Source organism: Streptomyces sp. NPDC045287 (genome assembly GCF_056432325.1).
The window spans coordinates 14,389-36,286 of sequence record NZ_JBWKJG010000015.1 but is presented as its reverse complement, the minus strand read 5'-3'; the positions used below and the strand labels follow the sequence as shown (position 1 = coordinate 36,286).

General features: G+C 75.9%; 18 protein-coding genes and 1 riboswitch. Of the genes, 6 read left to right on the top strand and 12 right to left on the bottom strand.

The features are described 5' to 3' along the window. Positions 1–112: 112 nt before the first annotated feature. Positions 113–1,921: a S8 family serine peptidase gene (locus AC07D6_RS23745; RefSeq protein ID WP_479047396.1), complete on the top strand. Its 1,809-nt coding sequence runs from the start codon at positions 113–115 to the stop codon at positions 1,919–1,921. 189 nt (positions 1,922–2,110) lie between these two features. Here the strand turns inward: AC07D6_RS23745 and AC07D6_RS23740 are convergent, their stop codons facing one another. Continuing rightward, a complete protein-coding gene (locus AC07D6_RS23740) occupies positions 2,111–2,866 on the bottom strand; it encodes an AAA family ATPase (protein WP_479047393.1) in 756 nt (251 codons plus the stop codon). A gap of 217 nt (positions 2,867–3,083) precedes the next feature. Between AC07D6_RS23740 and AC07D6_RS23735 the strand changes: the two genes are divergently transcribed. Continuing rightward, positions 3,084–4,058 carry an SDR family oxidoreductase gene (locus AC07D6_RS23735; protein WP_315880159.1) on the top strand — a complete coding sequence of 325 codons (975 nt, stop codon included), beginning with the start codon at positions 3,084–3,086 and terminating at the stop codon, positions 4,056–4,058. Between the two features lie 113 nt (positions 4,059–4,171). On the opposite strand, the gene AC07D6_RS23730 is transcribed toward AC07D6_RS23735, so the two are convergent. The 8 genes from AC07D6_RS23730 to AC07D6_RS23695 all read right to left on the bottom strand — a co-directional run bounded on the left by AC07D6_RS23730 (position 4,172) and on the right by AC07D6_RS23695 (position 13,815). Beyond that, a complete protein-coding gene (locus tag AC07D6_RS23730) occupies positions 4,172–5,782 on the bottom strand; it encodes a phytoene desaturase family protein (RefSeq protein WP_479047390.1) in 1,611 nt (536 codons plus the stop codon). A gap of 32 nt (positions 5,783–5,814) precedes the next feature. Next, positions 5,815–6,261 (bottom strand): SRPBCC family protein, encoded by a 447-nt coding sequence (locus AC07D6_RS23725; RefSeq protein WP_315880157.1) that lies wholly within the window; start codon positions 6,259–6,261, stop codon positions 5,815–5,817. Positions 6,262–6,419: 158 nt separating this feature from the next. Next, positions 6,420–6,626, bottom strand: a complete 207-nt coding sequence (locus AC07D6_RS23720) for a hypothetical protein (protein ID WP_315880156.1) — start codon at positions 6,624–6,626, stop codon at positions 6,420–6,422. Between the two features lie 57 nt (positions 6,627–6,683). Beyond that, on the bottom strand, positions 6,684–7,970 hold the full coding sequence (locus AC07D6_RS23715; RefSeq protein WP_479047386.1) for an ROK family transcriptional regulator: 1,287 nt from the start codon (positions 7,968–7,970) through the stop codon (positions 6,684–6,686). 150 nt (positions 7,971–8,120) lie between these two features. Then, entirely contained in the window at positions 8,121–10,880 is a 2,760-nt protein-coding gene (locus AC07D6_RS23710) for an ABC transporter substrate-binding protein (protein ID WP_479047384.1), read from the bottom strand. Between the two features lie 51 nt (positions 10,881–10,931). Further along, the gene (locus AC07D6_RS23705) at positions 10,932–11,771 is read right to left on the bottom strand and encodes an ABC transporter ATP-binding protein (RefSeq protein WP_479047381.1); all 840 of its coding nucleotides are present in this window, start codon (positions 11,769–11,771) and stop codon (positions 10,932–10,934) included. Then, on the bottom strand, positions 11,768–12,781 hold the full coding sequence (locus AC07D6_RS23700) for a FecCD family ABC transporter permease (RefSeq protein WP_315880152.1): 1,014 nt from the start codon (positions 12,779–12,781) through the stop codon (positions 11,768–11,770). The genes AC07D6_RS23705 and AC07D6_RS23700 overlap by 4 nt, the downstream gene beginning before the upstream one ends. Next, positions 12,778–13,815: an ABC transporter substrate-binding protein gene (locus AC07D6_RS23695; RefSeq protein WP_479047378.1), complete on the bottom strand. Its 1,038-nt coding sequence runs from the start codon at positions 13,813–13,815 to the stop codon at positions 12,778–12,780. Before AC07D6_RS23695 ends, AC07D6_RS23700 begins: the two co-directional genes overlap by 4 nt. Before the next feature lie 38 nt (positions 13,816–13,853). Continuing rightward, positions 13,854–14,052: riboswitch (cobalamin riboswitch) on the bottom strand. Positions 14,053–14,276: 224 nt separating this feature from the next. Between AC07D6_RS23695 and AC07D6_RS23690 the strand changes: the two genes are divergently transcribed. Together AC07D6_RS23690 and AC07D6_RS23685 are read left to right on the top strand one after the other, a co-directional pair. Then, entirely contained in the window at positions 14,277–15,101 is an 825-nt protein-coding gene (locus AC07D6_RS23690; RefSeq protein WP_315880150.1) for a lysozyme, read from the top strand. Positions 15,102–15,543: 442 nt separating this feature from the next. Next, a complete protein-coding gene (locus AC07D6_RS23685) occupies positions 15,544–15,783 on the top strand; it encodes a hypothetical protein (protein ID WP_479047375.1) in 240 nt (79 codons plus the stop codon). Between the two features lie 41 nt (positions 15,784–15,824). Here the strand turns inward: AC07D6_RS23685 and AC07D6_RS23680 are convergent, their stop codons facing one another. After that, on the bottom strand, positions 15,825–16,604 hold the full coding sequence (locus AC07D6_RS23680; RefSeq protein WP_315880148.1) for a methyltransferase domain-containing protein: 780 nt from the start codon (positions 16,602–16,604) through the stop codon (positions 15,825–15,827). A gap of 633 nt (positions 16,605–17,237) precedes the next feature. Between AC07D6_RS23680 and AC07D6_RS23675 the strand changes: the two genes are divergently transcribed. Both AC07D6_RS23675 and asnB read left to right on the top strand, forming a co-directional pair. Next, complete coding sequence (locus AC07D6_RS23675) at positions 17,238–18,563, top strand: MFS transporter (RefSeq protein WP_479047372.1); 1,326 nt, start codon at positions 17,238–17,240, stop codon at positions 18,561–18,563. A 44-nt stretch (positions 18,564–18,607) separates the two neighbouring features. Further along, positions 18,608–20,434 carry an asparagine synthase (glutamine-hydrolyzing) gene (gene asnB, locus AC07D6_RS23670; RefSeq protein ID WP_479047369.1) on the top strand — a complete coding sequence of 609 codons (1,827 nt, stop codon included), beginning with the start codon at positions 18,608–18,610 and terminating at the stop codon, positions 20,432–20,434. A 159-nt stretch (positions 20,435–20,593) separates the two neighbouring features. Here the strand turns inward: asnB and AC07D6_RS23665 are convergent, their stop codons facing one another. Together AC07D6_RS23665 and AC07D6_RS23660 are read right to left on the bottom strand one after the other, a co-directional pair. Further along, positions 20,594–21,343, bottom strand: coding sequence for a hypothetical protein (locus tag AC07D6_RS23665; RefSeq protein ID WP_479047366.1), 750 nt, complete (start codon positions 21,341–21,343; stop codon positions 20,594–20,596). Positions 21,344–21,358: 15 nt separating this feature from the next. Further along, positions 21,359–21,712, bottom strand: coding sequence for a hypothetical protein (locus AC07D6_RS23660; protein WP_479047363.1), 354 nt, complete (start codon positions 21,710–21,712; stop codon positions 21,359–21,361). Between the last annotated feature and the right edge of the window lie 186 nt (positions 21,713–21,898).

Below are 21,898 nucleotides of genomic sequence, written 5' to 3'. Positions count from 1 at the left end.
GCCCGCGTCGAAACGGCACTTCCCTCGACGCGCCCCCGGATGAGATCTTGCGCGTCGACCACTTCTTCACCCCGGCCGGCACCACCCGTGCCGCCGGGCCTTCGGAGGACACATGCTTCCCCACATATCCGCCGGGCTCAGGCGCTCGGCCGCCGTCGCCGCCCTCGGCGCGGCCGTCGCCCTCGCGGTCCCCGCGGCCCCCGCCGCGGCCACCCCGCGGACCCCGGCAGCCGCGCCGGCCATCACGGCGGCCAACGCGGCGAGCCCGGCCGGCACCTGGGCCGCGGGCACCCGCGCGTACCTGGTGATCACCGCTCCGGGAGACACCTCGGCCGTCCGCGCCGCCGTCACCGGCAACGGCGGTACGGTCTTCGCGCATCACGACGCGATCGGCGTCGTCGTCGCCCACTCCACGTCCACCGCCTTCGCCGCCAGGATGCGCGGCGTCGCCGGCGTGCAGCACGTCGGCGCGACCCGCACCTCGGACGTGCCGGCCGACGCGTACGCCCCGGCCCTCCCGACCGCCCCGGCGCAGAGCCCGACGACGCTCACCGAGTCCAACCGCTGGGACATGACCCAGATCAAGGCGGACCAGGCGTGGGCGGTGACCACCGGCTCCGCCGCCGTCAAGGTCGGCGTCCTGGACACCGGCGTCGACGACCTCCACCAGGACATCGCGCCCAACTTCAACGCCGCCGACTCGGTCTCCTGCGCCTACGGCAGGCCCGACACCCGCCCCGGCGCCTGGCGCGACGTGGACACCCACGGCACGCACGTCGCGGGGACGATCGCCGCCGCGAAGAACGGCAAGGGCGTCGTCGGCGTCGCACCGGGCGTGCGGATCTCCTCGGTCCGCATCGCGGAGCCGGGCACCGCGCTGTTCTACGCCGAGAACACCATCTGCGGGTTCATGTGGGCCGGCGACCACGGCTTCAAGGTCACCAACAACAGCTACTACACCGACCCGTGGATGTTCAACTGCCCGGACGACCCGGACCAGGCCGCCATCATCGAGGGCGTCCGGCGGGCCCAGGCGTACGCCGAGGGCAAGGGCTCCCTCCAGGTCGCCGCCGCCGGCAACTCCTCCTACGACCTGGCGAACAAGACCACCGACACGTCGAGCCCCAACGACTCGACCCCGGTGACCCGCCGCATCACCAACGCGTGCGTCGACATCCCGACCGAACTGCCGGGCGTCGTCACGGTCTCCGCCATGGGCCGCGGCAACGTGAAGGCGTCGTACTCCAACTTCGGCCGCGACGTCATCGACATCGCCGCGCCGGGCGGTGACGGCTCGTCCGGCATCTACTCCACGCTGCCGGGCGGGACGTACGGCAACATGAACGGCACGTCGATGGCGTCGCCGCACGTGGCCGGTGTCGCCGCGCTGATGGCGAGCGCCGACCCCTCCCTCACCCCGGCGGACCTGCGGGCCCGGTTGGCGTCGCAGGCCACCGACACCGCCTGCCCGGCCGACAGCCGCTGCACCGGCACGACCGCGAACAACGGGTTCTTCGGCGAGGGCCAGACCGACGCGCTGAAGGCGGTCACCGGCGGGACGACGCCGCCCGCGCCGGGCAGGTACTTCGAGAACCCGGCCGACGTGGCCGTCGCCGACAACGCCACGGTGGAGAGCCCGATCACCGTCACCGGCCTCGACGGCAACGCACCGGCCGCCCTGAAGGTGGGCGTGGAGATCAAGCACACCTACCGCGGCGACCTGGTCGTCTCGCTGGTGGCCCCCGACGGGACGGTGTACCCGCTGGAGGACTTCGCCAACGGCGACAGCGGCGACGACGTGGTGAAGACGTACACGGTCGACGCCTCCGCGGAGACCGCGGCCGGCACGTGGAAGCTCCGCGTCCGGGACGTCGCGACGCGGGACACCGGCAGGATCGACGCCTGGAACCTCACCTTCTAGGCCCTCCCTGCGGCGGACCGCGCCTCCGGGCGCTCTCAGCGGGCGTCGAGGGGACGGTCGTGCGCGGGCGTGGAGCGCCGAACGCGTCCGTCCCCCGGTACCCGCCGCCCCTTCGGCTCCCCGAGCCGGCCGCCGGCCTGCCGGCCCGGCCGGCGGTCGGGGGCGCGCCGGGCACCGGCCGGCCGCCGGCTACTCCTCGTAGTCCTCGCGCTTGACGCCCGCCTCCTCCATCGCCTCGCGCAGGGAGCGGCCGGTGCCGCCGGGCTGCCGTTCCCGCTGGTCGTCCGTGTCGGTGGACTCGATGACATCGTCCGTGGTGGTGGTCTTCGGCCGGTTCTCCTCGGGCACGGTCACCTCGATCCCTCCTCCGTGCGTCGGATCCTGTACGTCGCCCGGCGGGTACCCGGGAGGCCCGGCGGGATGCCTCCGACCGGGCGGCGCCTCCCCACCGGGCACCGGACGCACGGCGAACCCGCCGCGGCCGTCGAACCGGACCTCCAGCACGGCGTCGAACCCGTCGGCGCGCGACGGGGCGCGCAACCGGCCGAGCGTGGCGTAGAGGCCCACTTCCGGCACCCGCTCCCGGCCCCGCCGCGCGGCGTTGCGGCGCAGCGAACCGGCCACGTCCGGCGGGAACCAGTAGGCCGTGGCGGTCGCGCCGTGGGCGCGGGCCGCCGCCAGCAGGGGACCCCACTCCTCGGAGGACGGGTTGGTGTTGTCGACCGCCACCGGCCGGCCCGCGGCCAGGGCCTCCTCGACGAGGGCCATCTGCCGCCGCTGCTTGTTCCGGGCGCCGCGCGGGAACAGGTCCTTGCCGACCAGGACGTACCGGTCGGCGAGGCACTGCCGGTAGAACGTCGACTTCCCGGACGCCTGCAGCCCGACCAGGACCGCCACGTCCGGCCCTCCTTCCCGCACGTCCGGCACTCCTTCCCGCTCCCGCACGGCGTGCCTCCTCCCCGGGTCGTCCGGCCGCGCCGGTGTCGTCCGCGTACCACCAGCATGACCGCGTCGCCGCCCACCGCGGCGGGCGGGGCGGACGGTGCCCGTGGGGCGGCGAGCCGGTGCGCGGATCCGGCGGAGGCGGGGGGAGTGGAGGTGGGCGGGCGCGGGTACTCCGTCCCGCGTTCGCCCGACCGTCTAGAGGGTTCCGGAGGCCGACGTGCACACCAAGGACCTGGTCGTGGTCATCACCGGGGCGTCCAGCGGGATCGGCAGGGCGACCGCGCTGGAGTTCGCCCGGCACGGCGCCGCGCTGGTGCTCGCCGCGCGCGGGACGGAGGCGTTGGAGGCGGTAGCCCGCGAGTGCCGCGCCCACCGGGGCGCCCGGGCGGTCGTCCAGCCGGTCGACGTGGCGGACGAGGCGGCCGTCGCGGAGCTCGCCCGGCGCGCGGTACGGGAGTACGGGCGCGTCGACGTGTGGGTGAACGCGGCGGCGGTCGCCGTGTTCGGCGCCGTGGAGGACGTACCGGCCGACGAGGTGCGCCGCGTGCTCGACGTGAACGTCCTGGGGTGCGTCAACGGGGCGCGGGCGGTGCTGCCGGTGATGCGGCGCCGGGGCGCGGGCGTCCTGGTCGACGTGGCGTCGGTGCTGGGCCTGGTCTCGTCGCCGTACAACGGCGCGTACACGATGTCGAAGCACGCGCTGCTGGCCTTCGACGCCACGCTGCGGCAGGAGCTGCGGCTGGCGGGCGAGCGGGGCGTCCACGTGTGCACGGTGCTCCCGGCCACCGTCGACACGCCGTTCTTCCAGCACCTGGCCAACCGCACCGGCCGCAGGGTGCGGGCCATGCCGCCGATCTACACGCCGCGCCGCGTGGCCCGGGCGATCGTGGGCGCCGTGCGCAGGCCGCGGCGCGAGGTCTTCGTGGGCGTGTCGACGCGGTCGCTGCGGCTGCTCGCGGCGGCCGCCCCGGGCGCGTTGGAGGGGGTGCTGGCGGTGAAGGTCGACCGCACCCACTTCGTGCGGGGCGAGAGCGCCCCGCACGACGACGGGACCCTCTTCGCGCCGCCGCCGGGGCCGGGCACCGTGGGAGGCGGCTGGCACGGCACGGTCCGCACGGCGGGTCGGCGTGCCGGCGCGGCGGCGGCGGTCGCGGTGACGGCGGCCGGGGTGGTGCGGCGGGCCCGCCACTGAAGGCGGTTCGGGCCGCTGAGGCGGTTCGGGCGGGTGGCACCCCCGCTCCCCGGCATCCCACTTCGCGGGATCCCCCTCTCCGCCGTCCGGCCGGCCCCGGAGAGGGGGGCCCGTCAGCGGCGGGGGGTGAGGAGCCGCTGCCCCGTCGTGAACAGCGCCGACACGGACGCCCCGCTGGTCCGCAGCGCCGCCCGCGCCGCGTTGGCGCCGGGCGCGCCGTGCACGCCGCCGCCCGGGTGGGCGGAGGCGGACGCCAGGTAGAGGCCCCGTACCGGCGTCTCGGGGCGGCCGGTGCCCGGTACGGGGCGGAACACCAGTTGCTGGTGGAGCGCGGACGTGCCGCCGTTGATGGCGCCGTCCCGGAGGTTGGCGTCCATGGCCTCCATCGTGGGCGGGGCCAGGACGCGGCGGGCCCGCACCGCCGTGCGGAAGCCGGGCGCGTACCGCTCGACGACCGCCTCCATGCGGTCCGCCATCCGCTGCCGGTCGTCCTGCGTCCACGCGCCGGTGATGCCGTCCGGGCCCGCGTCGCCCGCGACGGTGCGCGGGACGTGGGTGTACGCCCACGCCGACTCGGTGCCGGCGGGCGAGCGGGACGGGTCGGCGGTGGTCATCTGGCCCATGACCATGAACGGCCGGTCCGGGACGAGGCGCCTGGCGATCTGGGCGGCGAAGCGGGTGAGTTCGTCGACGCCGTCCGCGAGGTGCACGGTCCCGGCGCGGGCCGGCCCCTCCGCGGCCCAGGGGACGGGCCGGTCCAGGGCCCAGTCGACCTTCACCGTCCCGAAGTCCCACTGGAAGCGGCGCATGTCGTCGCGGAGCCGGTCGGGCAGGTGGTCCCAGGCGACGAGCCCGCCGTACAGGGCGGGTGCCGGCACGTCGGCGAGGACGGCGCGGCGCGCCGCGACGGTCTCCCCGTCGGCGGTGCGCACGCCGCGCGCCCGGCCGCCGCGCACCGTCACCTCGGTGACGCGTCGCCCGCAGCGGACGGTGCCGCCCCGGTCGACGAGGCGGCGGACCAGGGCTTCGGTGAGGGCGTCCGCCCCGCCGGAGGGGACGGGGAAGCCGAAGCTCTGGCCGAGCATGCACATCAGCCAGCCGAAGCCGCCGCCGAGCGCCGTCTCGGGCGTCAGGTCGGCGTGCAGGGCGTTCCCGGCGAGCAGCAGCCGCCCGCCGTCCCCGGCGAAGGTCTCCTCGCCCAGCCGCCGCGCCGGCAGCAGGGCCGTGCGGACGAGGCGCAGCCCGTCGGCGGCGCCCAGCCGGGCGGCGAGCCGCAGGCCGGGCAGCACCGGCGGGAACGGCGTGAACAGGGCGCTCAGCGCGTCGGCGCGGACGCGGCCCCAGAGGTCGTACAGGCCCTGCCAGGCGGCGCCGTCACCGGGTGCGAAGGACTCCAGTCCGGCGGCGGTGCGCTCCGGGTCGCGTTCGAGCACGGCGCAGCGGCCGTCGAGCAGCGGGTGGGCGACGACGGCCGGGGCGTGGCTCCAGCGCAGGCCCCACTCGTGGAGGCGCAGGGAGCGGATGACCGGGGAGGCGGCGGTGAGCGGGTAGAACGAGCTGAACAGGTCGCTGACGTGGTCGGGGTCGACGCCGCGGTCGCTGCGCACGGCGCCGCCCGGCTCGTCCTGGGCCTCCAGGACCTCCACCGTCCAGCCGCGGTCGGCGAGCAGGTTGGCGGCGACCAGGCCGTTGGGCCCGGCCCCCACGACGACGGCGTCGGGCATGGCAGGTCTCCTCCCGCGTTCGGCGGCGGCGGTCAGGCCGCGGCGGTGTGCGCGCCCTCGACGACTTCGGCGAGGCGGCGCAGCATGCGGCGGTGGCGGAGCTGGATGGCCGCTTCGAGGACCACGTTGTGCAGCCGCGCGCCCGGGCCGCGCAGGGGGTGCTCGTCGACGATGACGAGGGTGCCCTCGCCCCAGGGGATGATCTCGACGGCGACGCGGGCGGTGCCGGCGGGTCCGCTCTCGACCTCCAGTTCCAGCCGGTTCGGCGGCTCCAGGCGGCGGACCACGGTGGAGCCCTCGAAACGGACCGGACCGAGCGCGACGGTGTACTGGAGGGAGGCGCCCACCTCGGGCCAGGTGCCGTACAGGGGGTGGGTCTCCTCGGTGCCGACGACCCATTCGGCGTACTTGTCGGGGTCGCTGAGGACCTCCCACACCGCCGATGGCGGACTCTGTATGAGGTGGTGCCGTACAGCCATGCCAGTTCCTCCGGGGCCTGGGTCACCCGTGTGCACGAACCCGTGTGCACGAAGTGACGGTCTGTGTCGACGCACCCCCCACGGGTGACCCGGCAGCAGCCGGTCAAACCGGCGGGGTGCTGCGGCGGGGCAGGGCGGGCGCGGGGCCCGCGGCGCCCCTACCGCCGCCCCGGTCCGGGCGCGTCCTCGTCGTCCGGGCCGCGCCCCCGCACGGACTCCTGGGCGGACCGGCTGGGGGTGAGGGCGTCGGCCGCCTCGCCGTCGTTCTTCCCGGCCTCTCCGTCGTCGAGCCGGAGCTCGGCCTCCTCGAACTCGTGCAGGACTTCTTCCGCGGCGGTTTCCGGCGTGCGCTTCGTCTGCTTCATGCACCCCCGTGTTCCTCGCTCCCGGCCCCGCTAACCTCCGGCCGGGCGGGCGGGCCGTCAGGTGAGGACGCGGGACTCCAGGGCGGCCTGCCAGGCGGGGGTCTGCGCGGGCCGGGCGGACGGCGGGCGGTGGCCGCCGGCTTCGAGGAAACCGGCCAGGGGGAGGGTGGCCGCGCCGACCGTGACCGCGTCCGGGCCCAGCGCGCCGAGGTCCAGGGCGACCCGGTCCGCCGGATACGCCAGGGAGTACGCGGTGGCGTGCTCGCGCACGTCGTCGAGGAAGCGCGGGCCCAGCCGGAGACCGGCCCAGCCGCCGACGAGGATCCTCTCCGGCTGGAACAGGTTGACGAGCCCCGACAGCCCCGCGCCGAGGTACTCGGCGGCCTCCCGCAGCACCGCGCGGGCCACCGGGTCGGGATCACCGCCGGGCGGGTACGCGGCGTCGGCCAGCGCGGCCAGCGCGGCCTCCTCGTCCGTGCCGGCCGGGGGCCGTCCGCCCGCCTCCCGCCACCGGTCGAGCAGGGCGCCCGCGCCGACGTACGCCTCCAGGCAGCCGGGGGCGCCGCAGCGGCAGCGGCGACCGCCGACCTGGACGGTCAGGTGTCCCCACTCCAGGGCGCGGCCCTGCTGGGCGACGTCGGTGACGTGGCAGGCGCCCGCGCCGGACCCGAGGAGGACGACGGCGACGCTGCGGGCGCCGCGCCCGGCGCCGAACCACATCTCGGCCTGGCCGAGGGTCCTGGCGCCGTTCTCGATCAGGAAGGGCACCGAGGCGGGCAGGCCGCTGGTCTCTCTGAGCAGGTCCTCCAGGGGGACCGCGTCCCAGCCGATGGTCTGGCCGTGGACGACGGCGCCGCGCTCGGGGGCGCGCGCCACGATGCCGGGCACGCCGACGCCGACGCCGAGGAGGGTCCCGGCCGCCACGTCCGTGCGGCGCAGCACCTCGTCGACGCCGTCGCGGACGTGGCCGACGATGCCGTCGACGTCGTAGCCGCCGCCGGTCAGGGGGCGTTCGGTGCGGGCGAGTTCGGTGAGCGCCAGGTCGAACAGCTCGACGCGGACACGGGTCTCGCCGATGTCGACGCCGACGAGGTGCCCGCTCGCCGGGGCGACGCGCACGAGGATGCGGGGGCGTCCGCCGTCGGACTCGACGCTGCCGGCCTCCTCGACCAGCCCGTCCGCGACGAGGTCGCCGACGACGTTGCTGATGGTGCCGGAGCTGAGGCCGGTGGCGGGGCCGAGCTCCTGGCGGCTGAGGGGTCCGTCGAAGTACAGGCACCGCAGCACGGCGGCCCTGTTGCTCCTGCGCAGGTCGTAGACCGTCCGCCCCGTTCGTCCCGCCATGTCCCGCCCCTTCCCGCCGACCCCGTCGCGCCATTGTCCCCGCTCGGGGCCGTGACGGCCGACTTCACACGGAACAGCTTAAATCACGGACTAAATTAAGTGGTGAGGGGACATGCCGCGCGGGGGCCGCCGCACGGCGGCCCCCGTCCGTCAGGGGCAGGGGTGCCCCCGGCCGCTCCCCCACCGCTCGCGCACGTCGCCGTGCGCGACCGCCCCGCACAGCAGCACGGTCCGCGCGCCCGACGGCCCGCCGCGCTCCACCGCGATCAGCTTCTGCCGGGTGGAGCGCTCGCCGCCCGCCGCGCCGTGCGCGTCGATCCAGCCGGTGGCGCCGTCGAAGCCGCCCCCGCCCAGCCCCTGGTACAGCACGGCCTGGAGCAACCGCCGGTCGAGGCGGTCGTCGCGGCCGCCGGTGCCCCGCCACGCCTGGTCGACGCCCTCGGCGAGGTAGCGCATGGCGTCCCAGGCGAGCGCGACGTGGGCGTCCTGGCGCATGGAGCCGGTGCGGACGCCGTGGTCCTTCGCGTACGTGCGGTCGTACGCGGCGAGGAAGGCCGCCGCTTCGCTGCTGTCGCGCGCGAGGGCCGGCGCCCGGCCGTGCGACACGTAGTACAGGTCCAGTCCGGGGAAGACCTCCCAGGGGCGGTGCTCCTCGGTCAGCGCGTTGGTGACGTCGTCGCCGCCGAGGACGCTCAGCTTCGGGCAGGTCCGCGCGCCGCGGGCGAGTTCGCCGAGGAAGAGCTGGAAGTGGCTGCCGCGCCCCGCCCACACCACGGCCGTGCCGGGTTCCTCGGCGACCGCGCGGCACACCTCGCGCGCCAGGTCGTCGGTGGTGGCGACCCGGGTGCCCGCCAGCGTGCCGGGCACGGCGGACGGCTCGGGCGCGTCGGTCGGGGTGTACAGCAGCGTGGCGGTGCGCCCGGCGCCGTACGCGGCGCGGAAGGCGGTGGCGAGGCCGGCGCTGTAGGCGTCGGACGGGTCGGCGACGAGCCGGATCCGCCGCGCCGGGCGGCCGTCCGCCAGGGGGGCGTGCCGGGCGAACGCCGCCATGACCCGACCGGCGCGGGAGTCGGTGGGCGCGGTCTGGTAGTAGTGCTCGCCCTGGGCGAGGAGTTCGTCGGAGGTGCCGGACGTGCCGACCATCGGCAGGCCGGCCTCGTCGAAGACCCGCATCGCCTCGTACGTGCGGCGGCGGCTCTGGCCGAAACCGACGACCCCGACGATGGACCGGTCCCGGGCGGCGAGTTCGACGATCCGGTGGGCGACCTCCGGGGCGTCCTTGAACCGGTCGCCCGCGTTGGCGGCGAGGACCCTCAGGGGCACCCGCTCGCCCGACCCCAGGGCCTGCGCGTTGACGAACGCCTGGGCCAGGGCGAGGCCGCGCAGTTCGGCGAGCGTGCCGCCGCGCACCGGGTCCTCGGCGTCCCTGCCTCCGCTGAGCGGCCCGAAGTAGACGACGGTGCGGGCCCCGGGCCGGTTGCGGTCGGGGGCGCGGCCGGCGAGTTCCCGCTCCACGGCCTCGTTCTGCCGCTCGATGCGCTCGAGCACGTCCCGTACGGCCCGCTCCCCGTCGACCGTCCCGAACGACGCCGCGCCCTCGGCGACGCCGACGCACTGCCCGTCGGTGCCGAGGAACGTGGAGCCGAGACACGGGTCCGGACCACTGTGACCGAACGGCACGCCCGCCACCAGGCCCGCCGCCACCACCAGGGCGAGCAGCGCGGCACCGGCGGCCGCGGCGATCTCGGCGCCCGGGCCCCAGCGGTGCGCGGGCGGCGCGAGCGTGGGCCAGCGGCCGAGCCAGTACGTCGCGGCCTGGTCGTCCTCCGGCCCCTCGGACACGGGGACGACCATGCCGGAGGGGCGGCCCGGCGGGATGCCGTGCTGGGCGATGCGGTGCAGCTCCGCGCCCGCGGCGGCCAGCCCGGGGGCCTCGATGTCGGGGATGCGGCTGGCGAGCGTACGCACTCCGCCCGCCACCGCCACCACCGACGTGCACCTCAGGTCCTCCATGGCGGAGCGCAGTTCGCGCAGGAACCGCTGGACGCGGGACTCGGCGGGGCCGGCCTCCTCCACCAGCAGGACGAAGCGGCTGACGCGGCGCCGGCGCCACGGGTCGTACCAGCGCTTGCGGCTCGCGGCCTCCAGGTCGGCGAGGAGCGCGTGGACGAGGATGCGGTCGAGCTGCTCGGGGTCGCCGCCCGGCCCGCCGCCGACGAGGTCCAGCGCCGAGCGGAAGAAGTCGGTGGGCGGGGTGCCCTGTTGCTGGCGGACCCACTCCGCGTACCAGCGGCGGGTGCCGGAGCGGGCCCGGCCCAGCATGCGCCGGCTGGCGCGGCGGCCGTACAGGGCGCGGGGCAGCCGCTGGAAGAGCGGGCCGGCGACGAAGTTCCACAGCAGTTCGAGGAGCGTGCCGCCGTTGGCCTGGTCGCGTCCGCCGAGCCACCACAGGCCGCGGGCGAGCCCGGAGACCTCCCGGTGCTGGGCGTAGCAGTGGTCCCGCAGCTCCTTGGGACGGCGCTCCATCAGGCCGCCGGCGGCGGGCGCGGTGACGACGGCGCGCAGCAGCCGGTACGCGGGCAGGCGGAGCCGGCCGCTGCCGTGCGGCATGGACTCGTCGAGCTGGTAGGCGATCTGCTCGTACAGCTCCAGCGGTGCGACGGCCGGGTCCCCGACGGCCTCCGTGAGGTAGGCGTGCGGCGCGAGCCGGCCGTGGCGGCCGGTGAGCCGGGACCGCAGCCCGGCGACGATGCGGCAGCCGGCCCGTCCGTCGCCCGGTTCGCTCAGCAGCACCACCGGGACGCGGCCGCGACCTCGGCGCGGTCGCACCACGAGCTTGTCGAAGGCGTCGACGAACCGTTCGACCCCCGGATAGGCCGGAATCCTGGCCTGTGTTTCCCCCGTTGTCACGCGCGTACCCCTCCCCCGGCCCGCGCCCCCGCGCGGGCGGTCACACGGGCGTCAAAGGTCCTGCCCCGTACCGGCGGTACGCAACCGCCTTTCCGGACAATCCGGTGCGGTGCGGCGGTGGCGGGCGAGGGTGCCGATGACGCGGATGTGGGGGCGGTCGCCGCCGTCCGGGGTGGTGACCTCGGCGCGGACGCCGTAGACGTCGGCGACGAGGTCTTCGGTGAGGACGTCGCGCGGGGTTCCCGCGGCGGCGACGCGGCCGTGGGCGAGGACGACGACGTGGTCGCAGTACAGGGCGGCCAGGTTGAGGTCGTGCAGGGCGACGACGGTGGTGACGGGGAGGGCGGCGACGAGGTCCAGCAGGTCGTGCTGGTGCTGGATGTCGAGGTGGTTGGTCGGTTCGTCGAGGAGGAGTTCGCGCGGCTCCTGGGCGAGGGCGCGGGCGATCTGGACGCGCTGGCGTTCGCCGCCGGAGAGGGTGTGCCAGGACTGTCCGGCGCGGTCGGCGAGCCCGGTGCGGGCGAGCGCGTCGCGTACGGCCCGCTCGTCGGCGGGGGACGGCGGGTTCCAGGCGCGGCGGTGCGGGACGCGGCCGAGGCGTACGACGTCGGCGACGGTCAGCTCGACGAGGGTGTCGGCCTGCTGCTCGACGACGGCGACGCGGCGGGCTACGTCCCTGCGCCGCAGGTCGGGCAGGGGGCGGCCGTCGAGGGTGACGACGCCGGAGGCGGGGGCGAGGACACCGGCGAGGAGGCGGAGCAGGGTGGACTTTCCGGAGCCGTTGGGGCCGAGGAGTCCGGTGACGCCGCCGGGGCGGGGCATGAGGGTGACGCCGTCGAGGATGGCCTTCCCGTCGGCGGTGCGGGTGACGCGGTCGGCGGCGAGGGTCATCGGGTGGCCTTCCTGGTCCGGTACAGCACGAGGACGAAGGCCGGCACGCCGAGCAGGGAGGTCATGACGCCGACGGGGACCTCCTGCGGTTCGAGGAGGGTGCGGGCCAGGGTGTCGACCCAGACGAGGAACACGGCCCCGCCGAGGGCGGTGGCGGGCAGCAGCCGGGTGTGGCCGGGCCCGACGAGGGCCTTGGCGGCGTGCGGCAGGACGAGGCCGACGAAGCCGATGGCGCCGGCGGAGCTGACGAGTACGGCCGTGAGCAGGGCGGTGGCGCAGAGCAGGACGACGCGGGTGCGGGCGACGTGGACGCCGAGGGCGGCCGCCGCGTCCTGGCCGAAGGCGAACGCGTCGAGGGTCCTGCCGTACGCCAGGCAGACGGCGAGGACGGCCGCGAGGGCGGCGGCGCACAGCGCGACGTCGGTCCAGCCGGCGCCGCCGAGGGAGCCGAGCAGCCAGAACAGCACCCCGCGGGTCGTCTCGGCGTCGGCGGAGGTGACGACGACGAAGGAGGTGAGGGCGGAGAACAGCTGCATCGCGGCGACGCCGGAGAGGACGACCCGGTCGGTGGTGCCGCCGAGGACGTGGCTCAGCAGCATCATCAGCGCGAACGAGCAGACGGCTCCGGCGAACGCCCCGGCGGACACCGACAGCGCGCCCCCGCCGACGCCGAGGACGACGACGAGGACCGCCCCGGTGGAGGCCCCGGAGGAGACGCCGAGGACGAAGGGGTCGGCGAGCGGGTTGCGGAGCAGGGACTGCAGGACGGCCCCGCACACGGCGAGGCCGGCGCCGCACACGGCGGCGAGCAGGGTCCGGGGCAGCCGCAGCTCCCACACGATGCCGTCGCGGATCGCGGTGAGGCCGGACGGGGCGCCGCCGAGGTGGGCGGCGACGGTGGACCACACGTCGGTGACGCCGATGTCGGCGGGCCCGATGGTGATGGCGAGGGCGACGGACACGGCGAGTGCCGCGAGCCCCGCCGCCGTGCGCAGCAGGGCGGCGGTCACCGGGCGAGGCCGAACCGGCGGAGGGCGGCGGCGACCTGTTCGACGCCTTCGACGGTCCGGATGGTCGGGTTCATGGCCTGGCCGCTGAGCAGGACGTACCGCTTGCGGCGCACGGCGTCCATGTTCCGGGTCACGGGGTGGGACTCCAGGAACTCGATCTTCTTGGCGGCGCTCTCCGCCGTCTGCGACCTGCGGGTGAGGTCGCCGATCACGAGCACGTCGGGGTTGCGGTCGGCGACCGTCTCCCAGGTGACCTGGGGCCATTCCTCGGTCGTGTCGTCGAAGGCGTTCTTCGCGCCGAGCTCGCGGGTGATGACGCCGGGCGCGCCGCAGCAGCCCGCCAGGTACGGGGACTCGGCGTCGGAGAACCAGTACATGAGGGTGACGTCCGACGCGTCGAGGCCCTTCTTCGCCTCGGCGACGCGGGAGGTGAGGCTCCGGACGAGGGCGTCGCCGCGCTCCTCCACGCCGAAGACGCGGGCCAGGTCCCGCACTTCGCCGTGGACGGCGGCCATGGTGAGGGGCCGGGTGCGGACGCCGTCGCCGTCGCCGCTGTTGTCCTTGCCCTCGCAGTCGGACGGGGAGAGGTACGTCGGTACGCCGAGCCGCTCGAACCGGTCGCGGGTGGCGACCCCGCCCTTGCCGAGGGTGGAGGCGAACGAGGCGGCGACGAAGTCGGGTTCGGCGTCGAGGACCTTCTCGAACGACGGCTGGTTCTCGGCGAGGCGCTCGACGCGGGCGTTCTCCTTCTCCAGCCCCTTCATGACCGGGTCGGTCCAGGTGGCCGTGCCGGCCATGCGGTCGGCGAGGCCGAGGGCGAGGAGGATCTCGGTGGTGCCCTGGTCGAGGGAGACGGCGCGGCGCGGGCCGTCCCCGGTGATCTCAACCTGGCGCCCGCAGTTCTCGATCACGCGGGTCGCGGCGTCGTCCCGGGGCGGGGAGGAGTCGTCGGAGGGGGCGCCGCCGCAGCCGGTCAGGAGGAGGGTGCCGCACAGGGCGGCGGCGGGCAGGCGCGCTGGACGCGGAAAGGGCACGGAGCCGTCCTCGGTGTCGAGGGCCCATGCGCGGGGCCCGTCCGTACGGTGCGCCAGCAGGTCTTCGGACTCGGGATCATCCGGACGGGGCGCCTTCCCGGGCCGGTGCGCGGCCCAGTGGCATCGGTTGCCCCGCCCGTCACCCTCACCGCTGCGCGTCAGTTCCGGATTCGCACCGGATTCCCTGACTCGTCGTACGCGTGCGTACGGAGTGCGACTGGCCCCGGCAACGTAGCACAGCCCGGTGGGGGTCGAGTCCGGGGGGCGGGGCCGCCGGGCCGCGGGGACGCGCCCGCGCCGGGACGGGGCCGGCTCTGAAAACCCCCGCCGTCGCCGCAGTTCGGCACCGGTTTCGGTGGCGTAGACCAACGGCGGTTCCGTTCGCCCTTCCGCGGCGCGTTCTACGTGCGTAGCGTGAAGCGTAACCTGTCATGTTCACACCAGGTTTTCGGAGGCACGCCATGCCCGTGCACAGATCCGGAACGACCCGAACCGCCATGGCCACGGCCCTGCTCGCCGTCCTGGCCCTCCTCCTGGCCCTCCCGGGAGCGGCGAGCGCCGCCGACGGCCCCGGCAAGCCGCCCCGGGGCAGCGCCCGCATGGGGACGGGCGTCGCCGCCCACGACGGCGTCGGCGGCGTCCCCGCAGGCCCCTACGCCACCCAGACGGAGGGCGTGGACGTCTCCAGCCACCAGGGCAACGTCGACTGGTCCGCCCTCTGGACGAGCGGGGTGCGGTGGGCCTACGTGAAGGCCACCGAGGGGACGTACTACAAGAACCCCTACTTCCCGCAGCAGTACAACGGCTCGTACGGCATCGGCATGATCCGGGGCGCGTACCACTTCGCGACCCCCGACACGGCCGGCGGCGCCGCCCAGGCCGACTACTTCGTCGACAACGGCGGCGGCTGGTCCCGCGACGGGAAGACCCTGCCGGGCGCGCTCGACATCGAATGGAACCCCTACGGCGCGGCCTGCTACGGCAAGACCCAGGCCGGCATGGTCAGTTGGATCCGCGACTTCCTCGCCCGCTACAAGTACCGGACCGGCCGCGACGCGGTGATCTACACGGCGACGAGCTGGTGGAGGCAGTGCACCGGCGACTACGGCGGCTTCGCCTCGGCCCATCCGCTGTGGATCGCCCGCTACAACACCACCGTGGGCGAACTCCCCGCCGGCTGGGCGTACCACACGATGTGGCAGTACACCTCCTCGGGCCCGATCGTCGGCGACCACAACCGGTTCAACGGCGCCTACGACCGCGTCCAGGCCCTCGCCAACGGCTGACCTGCCCCCGTCCACGGGCCCGCGCGGACGCACACGGGCGCGGGCGCCGCGCGGGCACGGCGACAGCGACGGCAACGGCAACGGCAACGGCAACGGCAACGGCAACGGCAACGGCAACGGCCGAACGCCGCAGCCCCATACGGGGGCGCGGCGGGCGGCGCGTACCCGCCGGGCGGGCCGGGCACCGGGTGGGCCGGGCACCGCCCGGACGCGCCGGACGGCGGGAGCCGGGGCGGCCTTCACCGCCCGACCGGCCCGGTCCGCGCGGGGTCACCGGCCGGCGCGCGCGGCGACGAGGGCCCCGGCGGGAGGCGCCGTGTACGCCAACCGGGCGACAGCCGGGGGGAATTCCGTGCGACGGCGCACCGGGGCTGGGAACCTCACCGACTGACCAGCCGCGCCGCACCACGGCGGCGCCGGCGACCAGAGAGGAGCACCTCACGTGACAGGCACCCCCACGCGGATCGGCGAGCGGCACGTCGCGGCCGTCCTGGCCATGGGCGGCGGCCTCATGCTCGGGCCGGCGCCGGCGGCGCGCGCCGGCTCCTCCGGCGGACGCGGACTGCCGGCCCGCGCGTCCGACGCCGGCCGGCCCGTCGGGCCGGTGACCGCGGCGGGGCACACCGCCGCGGACCTCACCGCGCCCGCCCCGCCCGGCGGCGCTCCCCGCGGGACGCGGTGACCGGGCGGGGCGTCACCCGCGTACGGGACGGGCGGGGCCGGTCAGGGACGGCGTCCGGTGGTGACGAACATGGTCATCGCCACGACGAACGTCCCCTGCCGGTCCAGCCGCTCCAGGCCCCTCCGCCAGGCGCGGACCTCGTCTTCGGAGACGGCGCCGGCCGCGACGGCGGCGGCCCCGGCGGGTTCGATCAGCAGGGGCGCGACCGGGGCCAGGGAGGAGAACGCGAGGGGCAGGGCCTGCACGGTGACGTCGGTGAAGCCCGCCTCCGCGAAGAGGGCGGGCATACGGGTCCCCGCGTGGCCGTTGGCCATCGAGTCGGTGAGCGCGGCGACGACCGCGCGGGTCAGCGCCGGGTCGGAGGAGGCCATCACCGTGGAGTCGAAGTCCTGGTCGGCGACGACCGCGGTGCCGCCCGGACGCAGGACGCGGCGGGCCTCCGCGAGGGCCCGCAGCGGATCGGCGATGTGCAGGTACGTGCGCTCCGACCGGTACCAGTCGAGGCTCTCGTCCTCGAACGGCAGGGCGGTCGCGTCCGCGGTGGTGTACTCGCAGGCCGGGAAGCGTTCCCGGGCGGAGCGCACCATCGCGTCGCTGCGGTCCGCGCCCACGGCGGGGCGGCCCAGCGCGGTCAGGTCGGCCACGGCGCGGCCCCGGCCGCAGCCCACGTCCACGCCCCTGCCCGGAGGCAGCGCGGCGTAGGTGTGCTCGCGGACGGCGGCCATGGGCGGGAACGCCTCGGTCCTCTCCAGGTAGTCCAGGTGGGCTTGCGGGGTGGCGGCGGCATCGACGTCGTCGAAGTCCCAGACGATTCGGGTCACGTGCCCCATGCAAACATCGGACCACGGGCACCCCACAAGCCGCTAACTGGCCAACGGCGCAAGGGAGTTGACGAAGAGGCCGGAACGAGTCGCCCGAGGAGCGCGCGGGCCCGCTCCGCCGCGCACGGGTGTCCGGGGCCGGCGGCGCGCCGGTAGGAGGTTCGCGTGCCCTCGGCGCCACCGGCCTTCTTCAGCCACATCCCGCGGCCGGGGGCGCACCCGGCTCCCCGCCCGGAAGCGGAACCGCCGCGCGTGCCCCCGCCGCCCCTCCCGGGGTCGGCGCCGGGCCCGCCCGTCGCGCCGCGAAGCCGCCTGATCAGCGAGGAACGTCCTGGCGCGCCGGGTGGCCGCCCGCTGCCGGAAGCCGGTTCTCCGCCGGTGTTCCGCGCGCCTACCGGCCCTTACATCGGAGGTTCGGGGCTTTTAGGACCTTCGATTTCACGCCTGATCGACGCGACGGGCCGAGAACCGGGAACCAGCCGTTTCACGCTTCCGACTTCTGGGACGAGGCCGTCCACTGCGGCCGCGCGACGAGGGGGAGGCCCGGGGGTGTCAGGCGACGGCCGCCGTTCAAAACCGTCCGGTCACATACCGGAAGCCGGCGACCGCTGGCTCCTGGTGGCGGTGGCGGGCATGTTGTCGTTCGTGGCGATGCTCGACATGAACATCGTCAACATCGCGCTCGCGGCCATCTCCGACAGCCTGGGCGTGTCGGCGGCGACCGCCCAGTGGGCCGTGCTCGCCTACCAACTCCCGGTCGTGGCGCTGCTGCTGCCGGTGGGCCGGTGGCTGGACGGGGTGGGGCAGCGGTCCGCGCTGCTGGTCGCGACCGGCGGGTTCGCGCTGTGCAGCGCGCTCGCCGCCGCCGCGCCGTGGGCGGCGTGGCTGATCGCCGCCCGGCTCGCGCAGGGCGCCTTCGGCGCGGTGCTGTTCGTGCTGATGCCGGTGCTGGCGATCCGCTCCGTACGGCCCGAGGCGCGCGGGCGGGCGATGAGCGTGCCCGCGACGCTGGGCCCGCTGGGCGCGGTGACCGGCCCGGCAGTGGGCGGGCTGCTGCTGGACCACCTGGGCTGGCGCGCGGTGTTCCTCGTCAAGATCCCGGTCTGTCTCCTCGCGCTGGTGATCGCCTGGCGGGCCATGCCGAAGGACGGCGGGCTGCGCCCCCTGGACGGCCGGGCGCTCGTCGACACGGTGCTGGTGGCCTCCGGCGTGACGGTCCTGCTCGTGTCGCTGACGCTGGCGTACGACGCACCCGCGTGGCTGCTGCTCGCGCTCGCCGCCGTACCGCCGCTGTGGTGGTGGCTGCGCGGGCCGGGCGGCCGTCCCGTGACCGGTGCGCTGCGGGCGTCCCGCGCGTACCCGGCGCACGGTGCCGTGCTGGGCCTGGCGGCCGGGTTCGCGGCGATGCACTACGTGGCGGCCCTGCACCTCCAGCGGGACACGGGCGCCACGGCGACCGCGACCGGGCTGACGCTGCTGGCGTTCCCGCTCGGGATGGGCCTCGCCGGGCCGGTCGGCGGGCGGCTCGCCGACCGCTTCGGGGCCCGGCCCGTGGCCGTCGCGGGCGCCTCCCTCACCGCCGTCGGGCTGCTCCTGCTGGTGCCGCTCGACGACGGGTGGTCACTGCCCGACATCGCGTGGCGGCTGGCGCTCGCGGGCCTCGGCATGGGGCTCAACGGCGGTCCGACGCAGGCCCTCGTCATGGGTTCCGCGCCACGGGAGCGGACCGCCACCGTCGCGTCGACGCTGCAGCTCGCCCGGAGCCTCGGCTTCACCGTCGGCCCCGCCCTGGCGACCGCCGCGTGGGGGCTGGCCGGCCCCTCCGGCGGGGTGGGCGCCGGACTCGCGACGGCCGCCGTCGCCGCCTGCGCCGCCGTCCCCCTGATCGCCTTCCGCGGCCGTACGGCCGCGCCCCTGACCGACGACGGGACCGACGCGGCTTCAGCCGCCCGCCCCTGACCATGACCAGCCGCCCGCCCCTGACCATGAAGTAGGAGTGCACCATGTGCGGAATCACCGGCTGGGTGTCGTTCCACCGCGACGCCCGGCACCAGGCCCCCGTCATCGAGGCCATGACCGCCACCCTCACCCCCCGCGGGCCGGACGCGGGCGGCGTGTGGGTCGGCGAGCGGGCCGCCATCGGCCACCGGCGCCTCGCCGTCATCGACATCGCCGGCGGCGTCCAGCCGATGCTGGACCGCCCGGACGACCCGGCCGTCGTCCTCACGTACAGCGGAGAGGTGTACAACCACCACGAGCTGCGCGCCGAATTGAAGAGCCTGGGCCACGCCTTCCGCACGCGCAGCGACACCGAGGTCGTCCTCCGCGCGTACGCCCAGTGGGGCGAGGCCATGGCGGAGCACCTGGAGGGCATGTTCGCGTTCGCCGTCTGGGACGAGCGGGAGCAGCGGCTGCTGCTGGTGCGCGACCGGCTCGGCGTCAAGCCGCTGTTCTGGGCGGCCGTCGACGGCGGTCTGGCCTTCGCCTCCGAGCCGAAGGCACTGTTCGCACACCCCGAGATCCGGCCGCGGGTCGACGCGGACGGGCTGCGGGAGGCGTACAGCCTGCTGTTCAACACCGGTCCGACCGTGTGGTCCGGCGTCCGCGAGGTGGAGCCCGGCGGACTGCTCGTCCTGGACCGGGGCGGCATCCGCGAGCGCCGCTACTGGCAACTGGAGGCCACCGCCCACCGGGAGGACCGGGAGGCCACCGTCGAGCGGGTCCGCGAGCTGGTCGGCTCCGCCGCCCGCAGCCAGTTGGAGGCCGACGTACCGCTGTGCAGCCTCATGTCCGGCGGCATCGACTCGACCGTCCTGACCGGTCTCCTCGCCGAGGAGCTGCGCCGCCGCGAAGGCCCCGACGCCCGCATCCGCTCGTACGCGGTCGACTACAGCGACCAGGCCGAGGAGTTCACCGGCGACATCCTGCGCACCGGCCACGACACCCCGTACGCCAGTGAGGCCGGGGCCTTCATCGGCACGGACCACAGCACGGTCATCCTCGACCCGCGGGCCCTGCTCGACCCCGAGAACCGCAAGGCGGTCGTCGTCGCGCGCGACTCGCCGATCGGCGTCGGCGACATGGACACCTCGCTGTACCTGCTCTTCGGCGAGATCCGCAAGCACTCCACCGTCGCGCTGTCCGGCGAGGCGGCCGACGAGGTGTTCGGCGGGTACCCGTGGTTCCACAACCCGAAGGCGCTCGCCGCGGAGACGTTCCCCTGGCTGCTGGTGACCGGCGACGACGCCGCCATGCCGATGAACCCGGAACTGCGGCTCGGCCTCACCGAGTTCCGCGAGGACACGTACCGCGCCGCCCTGAACGCCGTGCCGCACCTCGACGACGAGACGCCCGAGGAGCACCGCCAGCGCGTCATGCAGCACGTGTCGCTGACGCGGTGGCTGCGCCAGCTCCTCCACCGCAAGGACCGGCTGAGCATGGCCCAGGGCCTGGAGGTCCGCGTCCCGTACTGCGACCACCGGCTCGTCGAGTACGCCTTCTCCACCCCGTGGGCGCTCAAGAGCTTCGACGGCCGGGAGAAGAGCCTGCTGCGGGCCGCCGGCGTCGGGTACGCGCCGGACTCGGTGCTGTACCGGCCGAAGAACCACTACCCGGCCACCCACCACCCCGACTACAACCGGGGCCTGCAGGACATGGCGCGGGACGCCCTCGCCCTCGACCAGGTCCGGGCGCTGGCGGACGAGTCCCGCGTCAAGCCGTGCCTGGACACCGCGCCGGACCGGCTGGAGTGGGGCCACCGCCTGCGCCTGGAGCGCGTCGTCGACCTGGCGCTGTGGCTGGACCACTACAAGCCCGAACTGGTCCTCTGACACGAGCCGTCACCCGCCCCGCCCCGCGCCCGGGAGGCGCGGGGCGGGCGGCGAGCGGCGAGCGGCGAGCGGCGAGCGGCGAGCGGCGAGCGGCGAGCGGCGAGCGAAAAGTACGCGACGGGTGGTCGGAGCGGGGTCACCGTGCCGTACCGGCGCCGCTCACCGCCACCCGCCGCGTGCGGGGGTGCCCCGGCGCGGCCCGCGCAGTACGGCCGGGACGGTGCGGCGGCGGAGCTGCCGCCAGGTCGCGGTGGGGCAGGGCCCCTGGGGCCGGTCCTTGAGGAAGTTCCGGTACGGCACCCGGCGCGGCCGCCGAGCGGTCTCCACCCAGTGGCCCCTGCCGGAGACGGTGTCCCACTCGCCGTTGGGCATGGGGAGGTAACCGGGGCGGCCGTCCTTGTTCTGCGAGGTGATCTGCAGGACGTCGGCGTACCCCCAGCGGCGTTTCAGGACGACGCAGTAGTGCCGCGCCTCCTCGTCGCTGTCCCGGAACGGCACCATCGCCAGCCACACCTCCCCCGGCAGCGGCCTGCCCCGCTCCCGCCGGCGCGCCACCACGCGGAAGACCAGGGCGGTGACGCCGGCCGCGAGGCCCTCCAGGGTGGAGCCGAGCATCCAGTTGTCGGTGCCGACCCGGTCGCGGACCCACAGCGTCACCACCGCGCACAGCGCCAGCAGCAGCACCGTGCCGGCGGCGAGGGCGGGCGCGCGGCCGGGGCGGCGGCGCCCGGCCGACCAGGTCACGACGAGCGCCGTCACCGCGGAGATCCCGACCAGTACGGCCCTCTCCCCCGGGGTGGGGTGCTGCGGCGGCGACTGCGCCGCCATCAGGTCGGAGACGGTCAGCGGCGTCGACAGGAGCTGCCCGAGGAACGCGACGGCCAGCAGGAGGAGCAGGCATCCCCGCACGGTCGGTCCCTTCCCCTAGGCGGTGGCCGCGCGGAGCTTCACGGTCCGCCGAACGGCGACCGGCGCCGGCCTGCGCGCCTCCCCGCACGTGGCCGGGGAGGCGGCGAAGCGGAGGAGGGCGGGGCCCCGGCGGACGGCGGGGCACGCCATCGGCGCCGGCGACGAGGCGGTGGTCCTCCCCACCGCTTCGTCACCGGTGCTGCCCGGGGCACCGGAGGGGGCCGCGGCCGTCGGGCGGGCCGCCCGATCCTCGTCGCCCGCGCCGCCGCGGGCGCTCACCGAGAGCAGCGGCACCCCCGCCGGTGCCGTCACCACGCGTACCCGAGCGATCACCGAACCGGCCACCGGTATCTGCCGTCGACGTGTCATCCGTTCCGCTCCCCCTGTTCCCGAGCCTCGCGGGGAGACCCTTCCAGAGGGGGTGGTACGGAGGCATCCGTGAAATGACGTAGGAGCGCAGTATTTCGGGCGTACGGGAGCCGGGGTAGTGCCGGGCCGGTGGCCGACCCCGGGCAGTGGGGGAAGCGAGGGGGGCGGCCCGGCCGTCGCGTGCGT